Here is an 18,437-nt window from a genome sequence, read left to right as displayed (position 1 = left end):
GGGCGACTGCGGCCCCGGTCACGGGCGGGTGCTCACCGTCCGGGTGGGGCCACCCGGTAGACCGCACCGGCGTCGTCGTCGGTCACGTAGACCGCGCCGTCCGGCCCGGCGACGGCCGCGACCGGCCTGCCCCAGCGCGACCCCGACGGGTCCTGGAACCCGCCGACCAGCGTCTGCTGCGCGCTCAGCGTGCCGTCCCGCCACGGGAAGAACGACACCTCCGGGGCCCGCGGCGGGTCCGCGTTCCAGGAGCCGTGCACCCCGGCCAGCGCCCCGGCCGCGTACGGCGCGGGCAGCACCCCCTCGGTGAACGACAGGCCCAGCGGCGCCGAGTGCGCCGGGAACGACTGCTCCACCGGTGCCAGCGCCGCGCAGTCCATCGCGCGCCCGCCGGGGTTGAGCTCGGCGTCGGCGACCAGGCCGACGTCGGCGAAGTCCTGCGCGGACCCGGCCACACCCGGGTCGGTGTCCGGGTCCGGGTTGCAGAACGGCCAGCCCAGCTCGCGGCCCGGGGTGAGGCGGGCCAGCGGCTCGGCCGGGTGGTCGGTCACGTAGGCGTCGTCGACCTTCCCGAACGACGAGCCGCCGGCGTCGCCGTAGGGCCGGTCGTAGGGGTAGGGCACGTTGTCGCGGCCGTTGGCCGCGGTCCAGACCGAGCCGTCGGGCGCGGTGGCCAGCCCGGTGCCGTTGCGGACCCCGGTCGCGAACGGTGCGGCGGGTCCGCCGCCGGGCGGCATCCGCAGGATCGACGCGCGCGGGGGAGTGGCGTCCCGGTCGGCGACCGAGATGTTGCCGGTCGACCCGACCGAGACGTACACCGCGCCGTCCGGGCCGACGGTGACCGACTTCAGCTCGTGGCCGTAGGCGCCGCGCAGGTCGGGGGAGTCGGCGTCGGGCAGGCCGGGCACGACGACCCGCCGCCCGGTCGCCGCGCCGCGCGCCCAGGCGTACGCCGACACCTGGTTCGACTCGGCGACGTAGAGGGTCCCGCCGTCCGGGGAGAACGCGAGCCCGTGCGGCTGGGTGAGCCCGTCGAGCAACGGCCGCTGCTCACCGGTGGGCGACAGCGCCAGCACCCGGCCGTCGTCGGGCACCGAGACGAGCAGCTCGCCGTCGGGGGTCCGGACGGCCAGCCGGGCGTTCGGGACGCGGGCGAACACCGACACCGTCCAGCCGGCCGGGACGAGCGCCTCGCGGGGCTCGTCGAACGGGGCGGTCGCGGCCCCGGGCGGCACCGACACCGTGACCGGCACCAGGTCCGCGCCCGCGGCGGCGACCGGGGCCTCGGCGCCGGACAGCGCGTTGGTCACCGGGTTGGGGCCGGTGCCGCAGGCGGCGAGCAGGGGGAGCGTGACCAGGGCGGCCAGCCAGGGGGCGATCCGCATGAACCCGACGCTACGGCCGGTACCGGCCCGTCGCGCGGCGGGGGCGCGCAGCCGCCAGGATCGTCGTCGATGCGCCTGACACTGCACGCCCGCGGCCCGCAACCCGCCGACGAGGTCTGGGAGCGCTACGCCGTGCCCGCCCGCTGGCCGGAGTGGGCGCCCTACATCCTCGGCGTCGACGCCGCGGCGGACCGGATCCGCCCCGGTGTGACCGGGCAGGTACGCGGCCCGCTCGGCGTCACGGTGTCCTTCGCGGTCACCGACGTCGACGAGCGCGCCCGCACCTGGAGCTGGGACGTCGCCCTCGGCGCCGGTGCCTCCCCGCTGAACCGGGTGCGGCTGGGCCTGGACCACGGCGTGCGGCCGTCCGGGGCCGGCACCCGGACCTGGCTGACCGTGCACGGCCCGCCCGCCGTGGTCCTGCCCTATTTGGTGCCGGCGCGGCTGTCGCTGGAGATGCTGGTCCGCCGCCCCGCCCGGGCGAGGTGATCGCACGCCAGCGTCGCGAACGCCTCGGGCACCTCGACCTGGGGCAGGTGCCCCACCCGGCCGAACACGTGCGTCGTGACCTGCGGGAGCCGGCCCGCCGCCCGCAGCTGGGCCGCGGGCAGGATCAGGTCCCGCTCACCCCACACGACCAGCGTCGGCTTCGGGGCGCGGGCGAACGCGTCGAGCAGCGCGCGCCGCCAGCCCGGCCGGACCCCGCGGACGGTGCCCAGCTCGGCCGCGACCTCGGCGAAGGTCTGGGCGAACTCCGGCCGCCGCGCGATCTCCACGGCGCGGGCGACCCGCTCGTCGGTGGCCAGGGAGCCGTCGACGAACAGGGACCGCTCCGAGCGTCGCGCCGCCCTCGCGTCCAGGTGGCCCAGCAGGAACCGGCCCAGCAGCGGCACCCCGATGACCCGCAGCGCCGGGGTCACCTCGGCACCGAACCCGGCGGGGTCGGCGAGCACCAGCGAGACGACCCGCTCGGGGTGCCGGGTGGAGAGCAGCAGCGCGACGGCGCCACCGAGCGAGTTGCCCATGACGTGCGCCGGCCGGGTCTCCCCGAGCGCGTCGAGGGTGGCGAGCGCGGTGTCGGCGAGCTTCTCCAGCGTCGCCGGGCCGGGCACCCGGTCTGAGTGGCCGAACCCGGCCAGGTCGGGCGCGACCACCCGGTACCGGGACAGGAACTCGTGCTGCGGGTCCCAGTCCTCCAGGCTGCGGCCGATCCCGTGCAGCAGCAGGACCGGCTCACCGGCGGGGTCGCCGGACTCGCGGACCCGGATCCGGGTGCCGCCGACGTCGACGAAGCGGGTCTGCGGGGCGGTCATCGCGTGCGCGCCGCCTTCGCGTTCCCCGAGGCGCCCACCAGCTTCGCGAAGATCCGGATGCTGTTCGCCGGGGCGAGCCGGGCCAGCAGGTCCGGGACCTTCGCGCTGATCCCGATGAGCAGCCGCGGGCGGCGCGTCGCGATCGCGTCGACGATCAGCTCGGCGGCCTTCTCGGCGGGGAAGGTCAGCAGCTTCTCGAAGTCCTTCTTGCCGCGCTCGGCCTCCTCGGCGGGGATGTTGACCCCGACCCGGGCGCCGGCGGCGATCCCGGTCCTGATGCCGCCCGGGTGGACCGTGGTGACGGTGGTGCCGACCGGGGCGAGCTCGGCGCGCAGTGCCTCGGAGAAGCCACGGATCGCGAACTTCGACGACGAGTACGCCGACTGCCCGGGCGGGGCGATCAGCCCGAACAGGCTGGACACGTTGACCACGTGCGCGCCGGGCCGCGCGGTCAGCGCGGGCAGCAGGGCGTGGGTCAGCCGCACCGGGGCGCGGAAGTTGACGTCCATGACCCAGTCGAACTCGTCGAGGGTGAGCCGGGCGAAGTCCCCGCCGAGCGCGACGCCGGCGTTGTTGACCAGCAGCCGGATCTCCGGGTGACCGGCGAGGATCCGGGTGGACAGCGCGTCGACGGCGTCGCGGTCGGCCAGGTCGACGGTCTCGGTGGTCACCGACAGGCCGGGGTGCTTCGCGCGGATCGCCGACGCGACGGTGTCGAGCCGGTCACCGTCGCGGTCGACGAGCACGAGGTCGCTGCCGCGCTCGGCGAGCAGCCGGGCCACGTGCTCGCCCATGCCACCGGCGGCACCGGTGACGACGGCGGTGCCCTCGGCGAAGCGGAACGGTGGGCGGGCCATCAGGAGGCCACCTCCTGCTGTGCGGTCGCCGGGGTGGCGGCCCTGTCAACGGAGCTGTCGGCGGCCCTGTCCGCGGCGATGCCGGACGCGGTCGGGGTGGGGACGCGGGCGTCGCGGGCACCCAGCGCCGAGACGGGGGTGAGGATCATGTCCCGCTTGAGGTCGGCGCGGCCGAGCCCGACGGCGTCGAGGAAGAAGTTCTGGTGCAGCCGCCACGGGTCCTTGCGGCCCTGGCGCGGGAACAGGTGCTCCGAGCGCTTCACGTAGTTCGACTCGATGTCGAGCAGCGGCCGGTCCGGGGACGCGGTCGGCGCCGGCGTGGCGACGGCGATCCGCTCGCGGTCCATCAGCGCGAGCAGCCTGGGCACGTAGCGGGCGACGAGGTCGGCGCGCAGCGTCCAGGACGCGTTGATGTAGCCGATGCAGAACGCCAGGTTCGGCAGGCCCGACAGCATCAGGCCGCGGTAGGTGACGGTCTTGCCGATGTCGACCTGCTCGCCGTCGACGTGGATCGTGATGCCGCCCAGCGGGCTCAGCGACAGGCCGGTCGCCGAGACGATCACGTCGGCCTCCAGCTCCGCGCCCGACCGCAGCCGGATGCCCTTCTCGGTGATCCGCTCGATGTGGTCGGTGACGACCGAGGCGTCCCCCCGGTTGATCGACTTGTAGAAGTCGCCCTCGGGGATGACGCACAGGCGCTGGTCCCACGGGTCGTAGCTCGGGGTGAAGTGCTGGTCCACGTAGGACTCGTCCTGGAGGAACCTCACTGCGAGGCCGCGCAGCACCTTCTTCACGCGCTCCGGGCGGCGCCGCGCGAGCTGGTAGAAGGCCTGGGTCAGCGTCACGTACTGCAGCCGCAGGATGGCGTGTGCGACCTTGGCGGGCAGGAAGCGGCGCAGCTGGTCGGCGACCGGGTCCTTGCTGGGCAGCACCGTCAGGTACGACGGCGAGCGCTGCAGCATCGTGACGTGCCCGGCCTTCGCGGCCAGCGACGGGATCAGCGTGACGGCGGTGGCGCCGGACCCGATGACGACGACCTTCTTGCCGGTGTAGTCGAGGTCCTCCGGCCAGAACTGCGGGTGCACCCAGGTGCCGGCGAAGTCCTCCCGGCCCGGGAAGTCCGGCTGGAAGCCCTTGTCGTAGTCGTAGTAGCCCGAGCACATGAACAGGAACGAGCAGGTCCAGCGCTTCGGACCGTCGGCGGTGATGGTGTCGACCGTCCAGCGCGCGGTGGCCGAGTCCCAGGACGCGCCGACGACCTTCGTGCCGAACCGGATCCGCTCGGTCACGCCGTACTCGCGGGCGGTCTCGGTGATGTAGCGGCGGATGTCGGCGCCGTCGGCGATCGACTTCGGCTCGCGCCACGGCCGGAACGGGTAGGCCAGGGTGAACATGTCCGAGTCCGAGCGGATGCCCGGGTAGCGGAACAGGTCCCAGGTGCCGCCGATGTTCTCGCGGCCCTCGAGGATCGCGTAGTCCTTGCCGGGCAGCTCCCGGTGCAGCCGGGCCGCGGCGCCGATGCCGGAGAGCCCGGCCCCGACGATGATCACGTCGCGGTGCTCGACGGCGGTGCTGTCCGGAGCGGGCGTCGTGCCGGCCTGCGTCATGTGGTCCTCCTCATCGGGCGCGTCCGCGCTGACTACCTCTGTCGACCGGGGTCCAGTCTGCCCCGAACCTACCCGGAGTAACTTGACCTGGCGCGACAACAACTTACCCTCGTACGACATGGGCACCGGATCACTCACCCGGGCGAGGGCGTTGCGGGGGCTCGTCGCGCTGGTCGGCGAGCTGGGCGGCGACGGCGCGGAGCTGTTCGCGCGGTTCCGCATCCCGATCGACGCCGTCGAGGGGACCGATCCGGACGCGCTGGTCCCCACCCGGTCGGTGGCCCGGGTGCTGGAGACCGCGGCCGCCGAGCTCGGGTGCGGCGACCTGGGCCTGCGCCTCGCGCAGCGGCAGGGCCCGGAGATCCTCGGGCCGCTCGCCGTCGCCGTCCAGAACTCGGCGACCCTCGGCGACGCGCTCGACTGCGCCTCGCGTTACCTCTACGTGCACAGCCCGGCGCTGACGATCGGCGCCGTGGCCGACCCGGAGGGTGTCGCCGGGGTGACCGGGCTGGAGTACGGCAGCACCGACCCGCTCCCGCCGCAGGTCGCCGACCTGGGCGTGGGGGTGCTGCACCGGATCGTCGGGCTGCTGTCGGGCGGGCCCTACGGGCTGCGGTCGGTGCACCTGCCGCACCCCGCTCCCGCCGACGCCGACCGCTTCCGGGGGTTCTTCGGCGCCGAGGTCCGCTTCGACCGGCCCGCCGCCGTGCTGCGGGTGCCCGCCGACCTCGTGCGACGCCCGCTGGCCGGCGGCGACGAGACCGTGCGCGCCATCGCCATCGAGTACCTGGAGACCCACTTCGACCGGCCCGGGCGCACCGTCACCGACCGGGTGCGGGCCGCCGTCGACCGGTCGCTGGGATCGGGCCCGGTGCGGATCGGCTCCGTCGCCCGGCTGCTGCGGGTGCACCCCCGCACCCTGCAGCGGCACCTCGCGGGGGAGGGGACGACGTTCGAGCAGGTCGTCGACGACGCCCGCCGGGACACCGCCGAGCGCCTGATCCTGCGGACCGACCTGCCGTTCACCCAGGTCGCGGCGATGATCGGGCTGGCGGAGCAGTCGGCGCTGTCCCGCGCCTCGCGGCGCTGGTTCGGGACGCCCCCGCGGGAGCTGCGCAAGGCCGGGCTGCCGGTGGCCTGACGAGCCCGCCGGTCGGGCCGGTCCGCGGTCCGGCCGGGCGCGAGTCCCGCCGGCACCCGTCCCGGGCGCTGGCTGCCGCCGCCGGTGTCCGCTCCGCGGCGCCTGCTCGGGACCCTGCTCGGGACGATGTCCGTGGCACGGTCCGCGTCCGTGGGCCGGGTTGCGCGGCGCCGGGCCTGTCGCACGCGCCGGCGGGGCGTCGCGCCGGGTGCGGACGTTCCAGGGGTGGAGCGGAGCCATGATCGCCACGCGGGAGGGGATCACGCCCACCCGTGCGGGACGCCCGGCTCGGCCGCGCCGACGGTCCTACCGGGCGCGCAGCGCGTAGCGGCGCTCGGCGTAGTCGAGGTCGTCGCGCCACAGCCTGGTGGCGGCCGCCGCCATCGCCGGGCGGATCGCCGGGGCGAGCCTGGTGGCCACGGTGAACCCGGGCCGGTCCGATCCGGCGACGACGGCCTCGATCACCGCGGTCCGGGGCCGACCGTCGCGGTCGGTGCCGCGCGGGGTCGCGTGGGTCTCCACGACCGAGCCGACGCCCTCGCCCTCGACGATGCGCATCACGACCGTCCGCGGCTCCGGGCACACGAACTCCGCCCGTACCGGGACGCCGAGCCCCGGCCCGACCTTGAAGGTGACGGTGACCAGGAAGCGGTCGTCGGACTCGGCGACGTCGGTGACGGCGGGCGCGGAGTCCACCGTCAGCTTCTGGAACGAGTACGGGTGGAACCAGGCGCCGTGCCACGGGTCGAGCCGGTTGGCGACGATGTCCTCGGGCTCGCACACCCCGGTCAGGGTGGTCACGGCGTCGAGGACCGCGCCGGCCGGGCGGGCCGGGACGACCGGGGCGTCGGTCGGCTCCTCACCGCCCACGTCGTCGAGCCGCGCCCAGACGAGCACCCCGTCGTCGTGGACGGGGTGCACCGCCCAGCCGGGGCCGGACCGGGCGCCCAGGCGCAGCCCGTGCCAGCGGCACACCAGCTCGCCGCAGTCGACCGCCGCCAGCGCCATCGGCGCACCGAGGTGCGGGCAGGCGCCGGGACCCACGCGGACCGTCCCGTCCTCCTCCCGCCACGCGACGAGCTCGACCCCGCCGATGCGGACGCCGAGCGGCCGGTCGCCGCGGACCTCCCGGCTCGCGGCGACCACGAACCAGTTCCCCGACGGGCGTGCCTGCGCCCGCTCCAGCGCGGCCGAGATCAGCTTCGGGTCCGCGCCGGCGTAGGTCGGCTTCTGCGCCGCCCACTTCTGCGACGGCAGCGGCTGCAGCGGCCAGTGGGACGGCCAGTTCGCGGTGAGACGGGAGAGCAGGGTCATGACGTGGTGTCCTTCGACGGGTGTCAGGTGCGCATCGCGTACTCGGCGGCGCGCCGCAGCGGACCGAGGCGGCCGCTGGTGGGGACGGTCTCGAGGGGGTGGCCGGCCAGGCCCCAGCCGGCGAGCAGCCGGTTCGCCGCCTGCCACCCGGTGCTCGCGGCGCGCTCCATGAGCGCGACCGGCAGGTCGATCCGGATGCCGTCGCCGGCCAGCACCAGGCCGTCGACGGGGGTGGCGACGGTGGGCCGCCGCGCGAAGTCGCCGACGCCGAACAGCGGGCAGTCCGCCCGCCACTGCACCAGCTCGCCGACCACCCCGGCGCCCGCGGTCTCCGGGTAGAGCTCGTGCAGCCGGGCGACCGAACGCCGGCGCAGGTCGGCGGTCCAGGTGTCGTCGTCGACGCCCGGCGGCGGCGCCGCGGAGTAGGCGTGCAGCTCCACGACGGACCCGCCGTGCCGGGCCGCCCAGCCCGCGGCGTCGCGCTCGTAGCGGTCCAGCACGGAGATGTTGTCGAGCGGGTCGAGCCCGCCGGTGCCGAGGAACGGCGGCCGGGTCGCGTCGACGGGCCGGTCGAGCCAGAGCCGCTGCACGAGGAACGGCGGGGCGCTGCCCAGCGCGGCGACGTCGTCGCGCCAGCGGGTGAGCGCGTCCGGCCCGTCGACGGCCGACGCGGGGTCGCCCAGGCCGGGGGAGGCGGCGACGATGTCGCGCAGCCCCCGCACGTCCGGGGCCAGGACGACCGCGTCCGCCTCGCTGCCGCCGCCGTCGCGGTGATTCACGTGGAACCGTCCACTGCCGACACCGTCCACCGAGGACCGCTCCACCGAGGACACCACGACCCCGGTCCGGAACGTGACACCGCGGGTGGTCAGGTAGTGGCGCAGCGGCTCCCACAGCGCGGTGTCGAAGCCCGTGTCGGGCACGTCGAACATCAGGCCCTCGGAGGAGCCGAGGAAGTAGATGTGGAACATGGTCGCGAGCTCGGCGGCCGACATCGTCGAGGGCGGGGCGAAGAAGCTGCGGGAGAACACCTCGAAGGCCAGGTGCCGGGCCGCGGGCGGGAAGTTGATCGACTCGACGAAGCTCTGCGCGTCGACGTGGTCGATCGCCTCGTAGATGCCGGGCACGCTGACCGCGGCCAGCGGCGCGGCGGCGCGGGCGTCGAGCCGCAGCAGGTCCGACGGGCGGAAGGTGGGGCTGCGGAGCGCGAACAGCACGGCGTTCCAGGGGGGCGTGCGCGGCAGCCCGCGGAAGGTGTCCCGGCGCCCCTCGGCGTCGACGAGCGGGTAGTCCTCCAGCGGCACCAGCCGCTCCAGCCCGGGGTCGCCGCGGCGCAGCAGCGCCCGCAGGTTGTAGTACTGCCGGAAGAACGCGTGGAAGCCGCGGCTCATCGACACCGGCGTGCCGTCGGGCAGCGTCTCCGACCAGCCACCGACCCGCCCGCCCAGGTGGTGCTCGCGCTCCAGCACCTCGACGACGACGCCGCGCTCGGCCAGCCCGGTCGCCGCGGCCAGCCCGGCGATCCCGCCCCCGACGACGACCGCCCGCGGCCGCCGTCCCAGCTGCCCGGCGTCGCCGAGGCCGCCGGCGGGCTCGTGGCGGACGCGGCGCGGGTCGGTCGGGCGGGCCGTCACGACCGCGTCCCGAGCACGGTGTGCACGACGCCGTTCTGCCAGCCGGTCATGGTCTCGGAGTGCACGGCGTCGAACCCGGCGGCGCGCACCCGGTCGCGCAGGCGGCCGATGCCGTCGAAGGTGTTCACGCTGCGCCACAGGTGCCGGTACAGCGCGGTCCCGCCGGTCGTCATCCGGCCGAGCGGCACGATGATCCCCCAGCAGACCGCGTGCCAGGACAGCCGGGCGCGGGGGGAGTCGGCGACCGAGTACTCGTGCAGCGCGAGCACCCCGCCCGGGCGCAGCAGGTCGTGGAAGCGGCGCAGCTGGGCGTCCGGGTCGTCGAGGTTGCGCAGCAGGTAGGCGGCGAGGATCCCGTCGAACGGACCCTCGACCCCGTTCTCGGCGAGGGTCTCGGCGGTCGAGTGCACGAACCGCACCGACGCCGGCCACGGCTTGGTGCGGGCGCGCTCGAGCATCCCGGCCGAGGCGTCGACGGCGACGATCTCGGCGCGCGGGGCGACCCCGAGCAGAGCCGCGGTGGAGGCCCCGGTGCCGCAGCCCGCGTCGAGCAGACGCAACCCGGCGCCGTCACGGGGGAGCCGCATCCGGGCCGCGGACGCACGCAGGTGGTCGTGGTAGCCGGGGTTCATCCCGACCAGGCGGTCGTAGTCGGCCGCGCCGTCGTCGAAGTGCGACGGGACCTGCTCGCGGGGCAGGCCGCCGCGGCCGACGGTTCCGGGGCGGGTGGGACGGGACGGGGAACGGTCGACCATGTCCGCGAGCCTAGGACTGCCGGCGTCGCACGGCGCGTCGGGTCGCATCCTGTTGTACCGCAGTCACTCTCCGGGGGCGGGCCCGGTCAGGAGACACGATCGGCGCAGCGCACGGCCATCGCGCGCAGCACCGCGGCGACGTCCTCGCCGAGCACCCCGTCGGTGACCGCCCCGTCGACCAGCCGCAGCGCACCCTGCACCCGGGTGGCGATGAGCTCCTCGATGCGGCGCCGCGCCCCGGTGGACTCGATCGCCACCCGCGCCGCGGCGACGTCGACCGGGCCGTCGGTCTCGTCGGAGCCGTGCAGCAGCGCGTCGAGGGTGCCCCGGGTGGCCGGTCCGGCGACCTCGCGGGCCAGCACGACCAGGCTCGTGGCCTTGCGCTCGGCCAGGTCGTCGCCCGCGGACTTGCCGGTGGCGTCGGTGCCGAACACGCCCAGCACGTCGTCGCGCATCTGGAAGGCCTCGCCGACCATCGTCCCGTAGTCGCCGAGCGCCGCCAGCAGCTCGGGTCCGGCCCCGGCCATCGCGGCGCCGAGCTCCAGCGGGCGCCGCACGGTGTAGTTGCCGGACTTGCGGCGCAGCACGTCCATCACCTCGTCGAGGGTGGGGACGCGGCGGGCCTCGTTGAGCAGGTCGGCGAACTGCCCGACGGCCAGCTCCGAGCGCATCTCGTCGTAGCGCGGCCAGCCGCGGTCGAGCACCGCACGCGGTAGCCCGCTCTCGCGCATCGCCTGCTCGGCCCACACCAGGCACAGGTCACCGAGCAGCACCGCGCCGGACTCGCCGAACCGGTCCGGGCAGCCGGACATACCCTGGCCGCGGTGCCAGGAGGCGAGCTGGACGTGCACCGTGGGCCGGCCGCGACGCAGGTGCGAGCGGTCCATGACGTCGTCCTGCAGCAGGGCGAAGGCGTGCAGCAGTTCCAGCCCGGACACGGCCGCCAGCGCGGCGGGCGACTCCGGGGCGGCGGCCCGCCAGCCCAGGTAGCCGAACATCGACCGCAGGTACTTGCCGCGGCCGACGAAGTCGCTCAGGACCCCGGCGACGAAGTCCGCACCGCGTATCGAGTGCACGTGCTCGGCGCACCGGAGCCGCACGGTCTCGTCCACGTGGCTCCGGACCCGGCCGCGGATCTCCGCGACCCAGTCCGGGTGGGTGGGGACGTGCTCGAGTCGCCGGTCGTGCCCGGTTTCCACGAACATCGCGCGGCCTCCCGTCGGGTCGCCTGGGGTGGTGAGCGGCCGGACGTCGACGTCCGGGCCCGGTCGGGGGCCGAGGGCACCGCCGGACCGGGTCCTGTCGAGGGTAGGGGGGGCGTCGTCATCGCGCGCGCCGAATCGGACGGTCCACCCCTGGTCGGGTTCGGACGGAAGGGCCGCGTGGTTCGGTGACCCGCGTCTCCCGACCGGCCGGGACGGTCAGCCGGCCCGCAGGAACGACCAGGCGGTCAGCCACACCGACCCGGCGACGAGTGCCATCGCCCCGGGCACGTGCACGACCAGGCCCGGGATCTCGCCGAACCACGCCTGGACGAAGGTGAACGCGAAGACCGCCGCGGCGAGCACCGACGGCCACCACGAACCCGTGGTGACGACGCGGAGCCACACCGCGGCCGCCGCGGCGAGCCCGGTGACGACGTGCAGCACGATCGCGCCGGTGCCGTGCGGGCCGACGTCGCCGCCGGTGAACAGGCCGGCGGCGGTCACGAACTGCCAGGCCAGGACGACGACCGACGCGGTCGCGAGCACCCGCAGGGCCAGGACGGGCGTGGAGCGGGTGACGTCGGGGGCGGCGTGGCGGTGTGGGGCGGGCATCCTCGCAGTCTGCCGACAACCGGCCGCACGTGCACGAACCGGGCGTTCAGGCCATCGCGGGCGCGGGCTCCCGCGCGACGACGACGGCGGCCCAGGCCGGGAGGAAGTGCCGCGCCGGGTCGAGCGCGGGGGAGCCGGTGACCGGGGTGAAGTGGTGGTCCACGAATGCGCGGAGCGCCGCGGAGTGGCCGAGCCGGTCCGGAACGAACGCCACGTCGTCGCGCCAGCCGCACTCGCAGGCCGCGCGGTAGGCGACGGCCGGAGCATGGCGCGCGTCGGTCCAGATCCCCGTCGCGCGGCCGTCGGCGGTGTCCGCGCTGACGAACCCCTCGTGGTCGTCCGATCCGGGGATCTCCACCGGTCCGATGTAGAGCACGCGGTGATCATCCTCGGGAGCCGGACGTGCGCAACCCGTGGCGGGACGGGTGGGCGCTGCGGGTCGTCCGGCGGTCGTCCGGCGGTCCCGCGTGGCAGGCTGGACCGGTGGCGGACGACGAGCGGGGCGAGGCGGTGCTGGCCGCGGCGACCGCCGCGGCCAGCCGCGAGTTCGGTGACGACCTGGTGGCGGCCTACACGCTCGGCAGCCTCGCGCACGGCGGGTTCGCCCCCGCCGTCAGCGACGTCGACCTGGCCCTGGTGCTGCGGGAGACCGGCGGCGGCACGGCCTCGCGGGTGCACGACGTCGTCGCCGCGGCCCGGGACGCCGCCGCGGGCACCGACGGGCTGGCCGAGCGGCTCTCGGTGTTCTGGGCCGACCCGGAGACCGTGCGCCACGGCCGCGGCGGCCGACCGGCCCGCCTGCCCGCCGTCGACCGGCTCGACCTGCTCGACTCCGGCGTGCTGCGCCACGGCACCGACGTCCGCGACGGCGCCGTGCCGCCCACCCACGACGAGCTGGTCCGCGGCTCGGCCGCCTTCCTCGTCGAGCGGGTCGACGACGCCTGGCTCGCCGGGGTCGCCGACCCGGCGGCGCTGCTGGCCCGCGGGCCGCGGCCGGTCACGAAGACGGTGCTGTTCCCGGTCCGGTTCCTGCACACCCTCGCGACCGGGGAGATCGGCCGCAACGACGCCGCCGTCGCCTCCTACGACGGCGCCCACCGCGACCTGGTCACCGCGGCGCTGCGGTGGCGTGGCGGGGCGCTCGGCGAGCGGGTCGCGGCCTGGACGCTGCTGACCGACCACCTGGCCGGCCTGTACCGGGAGTGCGTCGACGCCCACCTCGCGGCGCTGCCCGGTGACGACCCCGCCGTCACCGGGCTGCGGGCGCTGCGCGACGCCCTGACGCTGCTCGGTGCGTCGTCGACCTGAGCCGGCGCGACGTTTGCCGCCGGGTGTGCCGGGAAGGCGACGGGCGATGCGTACCGACTGGATCCGCCCCCTGAACGACAGCGACGGCCCCTTCGCGACCGTCGTGCTCGACGCCACGCACGACACCTCGGACGCCACCGAGCAGTACCGCCTGCGCTGGCGCGACCTGCGGGAGCGCCTCGTCGACGACGGCGCCGACGAGGCGGCACTCGCCGTCCTCGACGAGGCCGTGACCGCCGCCGACGCCCCCGACGGCACGGCCGGGCGGGTCCTCGTCGCCGACGCCGCGCGGGTCCTGCTCGACCGGCACACCGAGTTCCCGCCCGAGCGCGGCACCGCGGCCTGGGGCGCGGTCCCGGACCTGCTGGCCGTGCTCGGCGCGGTGGGGGAGGACGTGGCGACCGTGGTCGTCTCGGTCGACCGGACCGGGGGCCGGGTCCGTGGCGTCGACGGCACCGTCGAGCAGGTGTCGACCGACTCCGGCGGCCCGGTCCACAAGGCGAACACCGCGGGCCCCGGCGAGGGCTCCGCGGACGCCCGGGTCGAGGAGACGTGGAAGCGCAACGCCCAGGCCGTCGCGGAGCGGGTCGAGAAGTCCGTCCGCGCCGGCAACGCGGGCCTGCTCGTCGTCGCCGGGGACGCGGAGTCCCGGGCCCGCCTGCGCGACGAGCTCCCACCGGCCTCGGCCGGGATCATGGCCGAGATCGAGAACACCGGCGGCACGGTGCCCGAGCAGGTCGACGACACCGTCCGCGCCGCCGCCGACGAGGTCCGCGAGACCCGCCGTGGCGAGGCCGTGACGAGCTTCGCCACCGCGTCCGGGCGCAGCGACGGGCTCGCCGTCACCGGGCTCGGCGACGTCGCCGGGGCCACCCGCGCGCACGCCGTCGAGACGCTGCTGGTCGACCCCTCCGCGGTACCCGGTACCGAGCTGGTCGCCGGGTCCGACCCGGCCGCGGTGGGGGAGAAGGCCGACGAACTCGTCGGCGACACCCCGGTGCTGTCCGGTCCGGCGGCGAACGTGCTGGTCCGGGCCGCCGCCGCGACCGGCGCCGCCGTCGTGCTGGTCCACCCGGGCGACGACGTCACGCTCACCGACGGCGTCGGGGCCGTCCTGCGCTTCCCGGTCGGCCCCGCCTCCTGAGCGCACCACCGTCGTGCCCCGCCCCCGGGCCGGACCGGCCGGACAGGGGCATGAGCGGGTTCCTGGGCGAGGAGCGGATCGAGACCTCGCGCATCGTCGACGCGGGCCCGGCCGAGATCGTCGCCGTGCTCCGCGACCCGCGCGGGCACGTGGCCGTCGACAGCTCCGGGATGCTGGTGTCGGCCGAGGGCGAGCCGGTCTCGGCGGCCGGGGGGCTCGGCGACCGCCCGATGGGCCGCTACGACGTCACCGTGCACATCGCGAGCCACGTGCCGGACCGCGAGGTCTCCCGGACCGTCGTCGGCGTCCTGCGCCCGAGGTCCTAGGCGGCGCGGCGGCGGCCGCGGTGCAGCAGGACGCCGGAGCCGCACGCCCACAGGGCCCACGCCACCAGCAGCGGCTGGACGAGCAGCCGGGTCGCCCGGGCGCCGTCGCTGTCGAGGCCGAACGCGTCGGTGCCGGTGACGTACTGCGCCACGTTGCCGGGGAACACCAGCACGAACAGCGCCGCCGCGACCAGCCCGGCGTGCGGCCGCAACCGGGCCGGGGCGAGGAGGACCACGGCCCCGACGGCGATCTCGACGAGACCGGACACGAGCACGACCGCGCCGGGCGCGGGCAGGAACGGCGGCACCTGGGCCAGGAACTCGGTCGGGACGAGCAGGTGGGCGACGCCCGCGGCGACGAGGAACGCGCCCAGCAGCAGTCGGGCGGTGGTGCGGACCGCGTGCACGGCGCCTCCGGACGTCGTCGACCCCGGGGATCCGCGACCCCCGGCCGAACGGGGACCACCCTTCCACGGCGCTGACGGCCGGTCGCGGTACCGCCGTCGTACGGACCCGCCGTCACCCCGTTGCCGCAGCGGGGTGCCGACGACCGGGTCACGGTGCGCGCCGGCACTGGGCGCTGCGGGTGAACCGGGCCGGTTTGCGATTGAGTCGCGCAGACACGGGGAATCCGAGGTGCACAACGGCACGACACGAGCTTCTGCACGGACCGGGCGCTGGGGAGCCTTCCGGTCCGTCGGCCCCGGGTCCGGGGTGCGACCGCTTCGGGGGTGGTCGCGCCCCGGACCCGTTCCTCGCCCTCCCCGACCTGCGTGCGCCGTCGCGTCGCGCCCGATCCTGCGGGCTCGGATGAACTCCCGACGTCGAGCGCTTACCCTGTGGGAATGACCGAGCACGGAACCGTTGCGCCGCTGGCGCTCGACGAGCAGCTCTGTTTCGCGCTCCACTCGGCGTCCCGTGCGATGACCGGGTGCTACCGCCCGATCCTCGACTCCATCGGCCTGACCTACAGCCAGTACGCGGTCCTGCTCGTGCTGTGGGCCGAGGAGACGGTGCCCCAGCGTGAGCTCGGCGAGCGGATGTTCCTCGACAGCGGCACGCTGTCGCCGATGCTGACCCGGCTGGAGGGCCACGGGCTGCTCACCCGCGCCCGTCGCCCGGACGACGAGCGCACCGTGCAGGTGTCGCTGACCGAGAAGGGCAAGGCGCTGCGCGAGCAGGCCGCCGCCGCGCAGGACCAGGTCATCAAGGCCACCGGCATGTCGATGGACGAGCTGTTCCGCCTCCGCGACGACCTGCAGCGGCTCGCGTCCCGGCTCCGGTCCGCCGAGTCCGAGGCCGCCCCCGCCTGACCGGGGCGCCGCCCCACCCACCCGCGCCCGGCGTGGATCGTTGCACGGGTATATGCTTGCCGACAGGCAAACATATGGAGGGTGCATGAGCGGCCTCGACCCCGACGAGCTGGCGCGGCTGCGCACGGACCTGGCCCGGATCGCCCGGGGCCTGGACCGGGCCACCCGCGGCTCCGACCTCACCCGCAGCGCCCTGTCGGTACTCGGCACCGTCGCCGTCCGCGGCCCGATCGGGATGGGGGAGCTCGCCGGCGTCGAGGGCGTCAACCCCACCATGCTGTCGCGCCTGGCCGGCAAGCTGGAGGCCGCCGGGCTGCTCGTCCGCGACACCGACCCCGACGACGGCCGCGCCGTGCGCGTCGCGGTCACCGAGGCCGGCGCGGCCGAGCACCGCCGACGCCGCGAGGAACGCACCCGGCTGCTCGCCGCGCACGTCGACGCCCTGACCCCCGACCACGCCGCACGGCTGCGGGCCGCGCTGCCCGCGCTCGACGCGCTCGCCGGCGCGCTGCGGGACGCCCGGTGAGCGCCGGCCCGGACCAGGCACCCCGCCGGGCGCTCGCCCGCACCTTCGCCGCGCTGTCCGGCCACAACTACCGGCTCTGGATCGGCGGCCAGTCGATCTCCCTGGTCGGCACCTGGATGCAGTCGATCGCCCAGTCCTGGCTGGTGTACGAGCTGACCGGGTCCGCGGCGGTGCTCGGCACCGTCGTCGCCGCCCAGACCGTGCCCACCCTGCTCCTCGGGCCCTACGCCGGGGTGTGGGTGGACCGCCTCGACCGGCGACGGCTGATGGTCGGCCTGCAGACGATGATGGGCCTGCAGGCCGCGGCACTCGCCGTGCTCACCCTCACCGGCACCGTCGCGCTCTGGCACGTCTACGTGCTGGCCGCGGTGCTCGGGCTGAACAAGGCCGTCGAGAACCCGGCCCGGCAGACCTTCGTGCACGAGCTGGTCGGGCCCGCGGACCTGCGCAACGCCGTCACCCTCAACTCGGTCCTGGTCAACGCCGCGCGCGCGGTCGGACCGGCCGTGGCCGGGCTGGTCATCGTCGCGGGCGGGACCGGGATCTGCTTCGCGGTGAACGCGGTCAGCTTCGTCGCCGTCGTGACCTCGCTGCTGCGCCTGGACGCCTCCGCGCTCGTGCCGACCGCTCCGGCGCCCCGGGCTCCCGGACAGCTGCGCGAGGGGCTCGCCCATGTGCGCGGCGACCCCGAGCTCCGGGTGCCGCTGGTGATGATGGCGCTGATCGGCTGCCTGGCCTACGAGTTCCCGGTGGTGCTGCCGGTGGTGGCCTCGCAGACCTTCGGCGGCGACGCCGGCACCTACGGCTGGCTCACCGGCGCGATGGGCGTCGGCGCGGTCGTCGGGGGGCTCGTCGTGGCCGGGCAGGGGCGTACCGGGGTGCCGATGCTGGTGCGCACCGCGCTGCTGTTCGGCCTGGTCCTGGGGCTCGCCGCGGTCGCGCCGTCGCTGTGGGTCGCGCTGGTCGCGATGGGGCTGGTCGGGATGGCCAGCGTCGCGTTCATGGCCGGCGGCAACTCGACGCTGCAGCTGGCCTCGGCCCCGCACATGCGGGGCCGGGTGATGGCGCTGTGGTCGGTGGCCTTCCTCGGGTCCACCCCGATCGGCGGCCCGATCGCCGGCTGGGTCAGCGAGCAGTGGGGCGGTCGCGGCGGGCTCGCGCTGGGGGCGGTGGCCTGCCTGGTCGCGGCCGCGATCGGCCTGCCCACGGCGCGCCGCGCCGCCCGGGCGGAGGCCGCCGGGTGAGCGCGCCCGCCCGGCCGGCGGTGCTCGCGGCGGTCGCCGCCGGCGGGGTGGTGGGCGCCGAGGTGCGCCGACTGCTCGGGCTCGTCGGCCCGCCCGCCCCGTGGACGACGCTGCTGATCAACGTCACCGGCTGCCTGCTGATGGGGGTGCTGATGGTGCTGGTCACCGAGCGGTTCCGGGCCCATCCGCTCGTCCGCCCGGCCCTGGGCGTCGGGGTGCTCGGCGGGTACACGACGTTCTCCACCTACGCCGTCGACGTCGCCGCGCCGGCCTTCGGCTCGCCGGGGTCGCTGGCGCTGATGGTCGGCACCCCGGTGCTCGCCGTCGCCGCGACGGCGCTCGGCGCGACCCTGACCCGCGCGCTCGCCCCGGGAGGAGCCCGGTGACGGCGCTGCTCGTCGCCCTCGGGGCGGCCGTCGGGGCGCCGCTGCGCTACCTGGTCGACACCGCGGTGAAGGCGCGGACGCCCTCGGCGTTCCCGTGGGGCACCTGGGTGATCAACGTGGCCGGGTCCTTCGTGCTCGGCGGCGTGGTGGCGCTGACCCCGCTGTCCGGGCCGGGGTTCGCCGCGCTGCTCGGCACCGGGTTCTGCGGGGCGTTCACCACCTACAGCACCTTCGGCTGGGAGACGCTGTCGCTGCTCGAACGTGGCCGCACCGCGTTCGCCGTGGGCTATGCGGCGGCCAGCGCGGTGGCCGGTGTCGCGGCCGCACTGGCCGGGCACGCGCTGCTCGCCGCCGTCGCCGGCTGAGC

General features: G+C 76.0%; 21 protein-coding genes. 10 read left to right on the top strand and 11 right to left on the bottom strand.

Annotation, left to right across the window (positions count from 1 at the left end; genetic code table 11):
* Positions 1–32: 32 nt before the first annotated feature.
* Positions 33–1,385 (bottom strand): PQQ-dependent sugar dehydrogenase, encoded by a 1,353-nt coding sequence (locus WHI96_RS05330; protein ID WP_345645163.1) that lies wholly within the window; start codon positions 1,383–1,385, stop codon positions 33–35.
* A 69-nt stretch (positions 1,386–1,454) separates the two neighbouring features.
* Between WHI96_RS05330 and WHI96_RS05325 the strand changes: the two genes are divergently transcribed.
* Entirely contained in the window at positions 1,455–1,874 is a 420-nt protein-coding gene (locus WHI96_RS05325) for an SRPBCC family protein (RefSeq protein ID WP_345645166.1), read from the top strand.
* Here WHI96_RS05325 and WHI96_RS05320 read toward each other — a convergent pair.
* Genes WHI96_RS05320 through WHI96_RS05310 form a run of 3 tightly spaced genes read right to left on the bottom strand, consistent with a single transcriptional unit; the run spans position 1,811 to position 5,162 of the window.
* Positions 1,811–2,698 (bottom strand): alpha/beta fold hydrolase, encoded by an 888-nt coding sequence (locus WHI96_RS05320; RefSeq protein ID WP_345645169.1) that lies wholly within the window; start codon positions 2,696–2,698, stop codon positions 1,811–1,813. The two genes, WHI96_RS05325 and WHI96_RS05320, sit on opposite strands and share 64 nt — an antisense overlap.
* Positions 2,695–3,555 (bottom strand): SDR family NAD(P)-dependent oxidoreductase, encoded by an 861-nt coding sequence (locus WHI96_RS05315; protein ID WP_345645172.1) that lies wholly within the window; start codon positions 3,553–3,555, stop codon positions 2,695–2,697. Before WHI96_RS05315 ends, WHI96_RS05320 begins: the two co-directional genes overlap by 4 nt.
* A complete protein-coding gene (locus WHI96_RS05310; protein WP_345645175.1) occupies positions 3,555–5,162 on the bottom strand; it encodes a flavin-containing monooxygenase in 1,608 nt (535 codons plus the stop codon). The genes WHI96_RS05315 and WHI96_RS05310 overlap by 1 nt, the downstream gene beginning before the upstream one ends.
* Positions 5,163–5,280: 118 nt before the next feature.
* Here WHI96_RS05310 and WHI96_RS05305 point away from each other — a divergent pair, with 118 nt between their 5' ends.
* On the top strand, positions 5,281–6,303 hold the full coding sequence (locus WHI96_RS05305; RefSeq protein ID WP_345645178.1) for an AraC family transcriptional regulator: 1,023 nt from the start codon (positions 5,281–5,283) through the stop codon (positions 6,301–6,303).
* A 306-nt stretch (positions 6,304–6,609) separates the two neighbouring features.
* On the opposite strand, the gene WHI96_RS05300 is transcribed toward WHI96_RS05305, so the two are convergent.
* From WHI96_RS05300 to WHI96_RS05275, 6 genes are all read right to left on the bottom strand, one after another.
* On the bottom strand, positions 6,610–7,617 hold the full coding sequence (locus WHI96_RS05300) for a Rieske (2Fe-2S) protein (protein ID WP_345645181.1): 1,008 nt from the start codon (positions 7,615–7,617) through the stop codon (positions 6,610–6,612).
* 23 nt (positions 7,618–7,640) lie between these two features.
* Entirely contained in the window at positions 7,641–9,251 is a 1,611-nt protein-coding gene (locus WHI96_RS05295; RefSeq protein ID WP_345645184.1) for an FAD-dependent oxidoreductase, read from the bottom strand.
* Positions 9,248–10,006, bottom strand: a complete 759-nt coding sequence (locus WHI96_RS05290; RefSeq protein ID WP_345645186.1) for a class I SAM-dependent methyltransferase — start codon at positions 10,004–10,006, stop codon at positions 9,248–9,250. Before WHI96_RS05290 ends, WHI96_RS05295 begins: the two co-directional genes overlap by 4 nt.
* An 86-nt stretch (positions 10,007–10,092) precedes the next feature.
* The gene (locus WHI96_RS05285) at positions 10,093–11,211 is read right to left on the bottom strand and encodes a polyprenyl synthetase family protein (RefSeq protein WP_345645189.1); all 1,119 of its coding nucleotides are present in this window, start codon (positions 11,209–11,211) and stop codon (positions 10,093–10,095) included.
* 216 nt (positions 11,212–11,427) lie between these two features.
* A complete protein-coding gene (locus tag WHI96_RS05280) occupies positions 11,428–11,823 on the bottom strand; it encodes a hypothetical protein (RefSeq protein ID WP_345645192.1) in 396 nt (131 codons plus the stop codon).
* A 46-nt stretch (positions 11,824–11,869) separates the two neighbouring features.
* Positions 11,870–12,199 (bottom strand): hypothetical protein, encoded by a 330-nt coding sequence (locus tag WHI96_RS05275; protein WP_345645195.1) that lies wholly within the window; start codon positions 12,197–12,199, stop codon positions 11,870–11,872.
* Positions 12,200–12,306: 107 nt separating this feature from the next.
* On the opposite strand from WHI96_RS05275, the gene WHI96_RS05270 reads away from it, so the two are divergent.
* From WHI96_RS05270 to WHI96_RS05260, 3 genes are read left to right on the top strand one after another with little or no spacing between them, the layout of a single operon-like run.
* Entirely contained in the window at positions 12,307–13,131 is an 825-nt protein-coding gene (locus WHI96_RS05270; protein ID WP_345645198.1) for a hypothetical protein, read from the top strand.
* Between the two features lie 46 nt (positions 13,132–13,177).
* A complete protein-coding gene (locus WHI96_RS05265) occupies positions 13,178–14,275 on the top strand; it encodes a baeRF2 domain-containing protein (RefSeq protein WP_345645201.1) in 1,098 nt (365 codons plus the stop codon).
* Positions 14,276–14,325: 50 nt separating this feature from the next.
* Positions 14,326–14,601, top strand: a complete 276-nt coding sequence (locus WHI96_RS05260; protein WP_345645204.1) for an SRPBCC family protein — start codon at positions 14,326–14,328, stop codon at positions 14,599–14,601.
* Here the strand turns inward: WHI96_RS05260 and WHI96_RS05255 are convergent.
* Positions 14,598–15,008: a DoxX family protein gene (locus WHI96_RS05255; RefSeq protein ID WP_345645207.1), complete on the bottom strand. Its 411-nt coding sequence runs from the start codon at positions 15,006–15,008 to the stop codon at positions 14,598–14,600. The two genes, WHI96_RS05260 and WHI96_RS05255, sit on opposite strands and share 4 nt — an antisense overlap.
* Positions 15,009–15,446: 438 nt before the next feature.
* Between WHI96_RS05255 and WHI96_RS05250 the strand changes: the two genes are divergently transcribed.
* The 5 genes from WHI96_RS05250 to crcB all read left to right on the top strand — a co-directional run bounded on the left by WHI96_RS05250 (position 15,447) and on the right by crcB (position 18,435).
* On the top strand, positions 15,447–15,914 hold the full coding sequence (locus WHI96_RS05250; RefSeq protein WP_345645210.1) for a MarR family winged helix-turn-helix transcriptional regulator: 468 nt from the start codon (positions 15,447–15,449) through the stop codon (positions 15,912–15,914).
* A gap of 85 nt (positions 15,915–15,999) precedes the next feature.
* Positions 16,000–16,440 (top strand): MarR family winged helix-turn-helix transcriptional regulator, encoded by a 441-nt coding sequence (locus WHI96_RS05245; protein WP_345645213.1) that lies wholly within the window; start codon positions 16,000–16,002, stop codon positions 16,438–16,440.
* Complete coding sequence (locus WHI96_RS05240) at positions 16,437–17,684, top strand: MFS transporter (protein WP_345645215.1); 1,248 nt, start codon at positions 16,437–16,439, stop codon at positions 17,682–17,684. The genes WHI96_RS05245 and WHI96_RS05240 overlap by 4 nt, the downstream gene beginning before the upstream one ends.
* On the top strand, positions 17,681–18,070 hold the full coding sequence (locus WHI96_RS05235) for a fluoride efflux transporter FluC (RefSeq protein WP_345645218.1): 390 nt from the start codon (positions 17,681–17,683) through the stop codon (positions 18,068–18,070). Before WHI96_RS05240 ends, WHI96_RS05235 begins: the two co-directional genes overlap by 4 nt.
* The gene (gene crcB, locus WHI96_RS05230; protein WP_345645221.1) at positions 18,067–18,435 is read left to right on the top strand and encodes a fluoride efflux transporter CrcB; all 369 of its coding nucleotides are present in this window, start codon (positions 18,067–18,069) and stop codon (positions 18,433–18,435) included. The genes WHI96_RS05235 and crcB overlap by 4 nt, the downstream gene beginning before the upstream one ends.
* The last annotated feature ends 2 nt before the right edge of the window (positions 18,436–18,437 follow it).

Origin of the sequence: Pseudonocardia tropica (assembly GCF_040105315.1) — a bacterium.
Classification (GTDB): domain Bacteria; phylum Actinomycetota; class Actinomycetes; order Mycobacteriales; family Pseudonocardiaceae; genus Pseudonocardia; species Pseudonocardia alni.
Note: the sequence above shows the minus strand (reverse complement) of the source record. Positions and strands in the feature narration are given on the sequence as shown.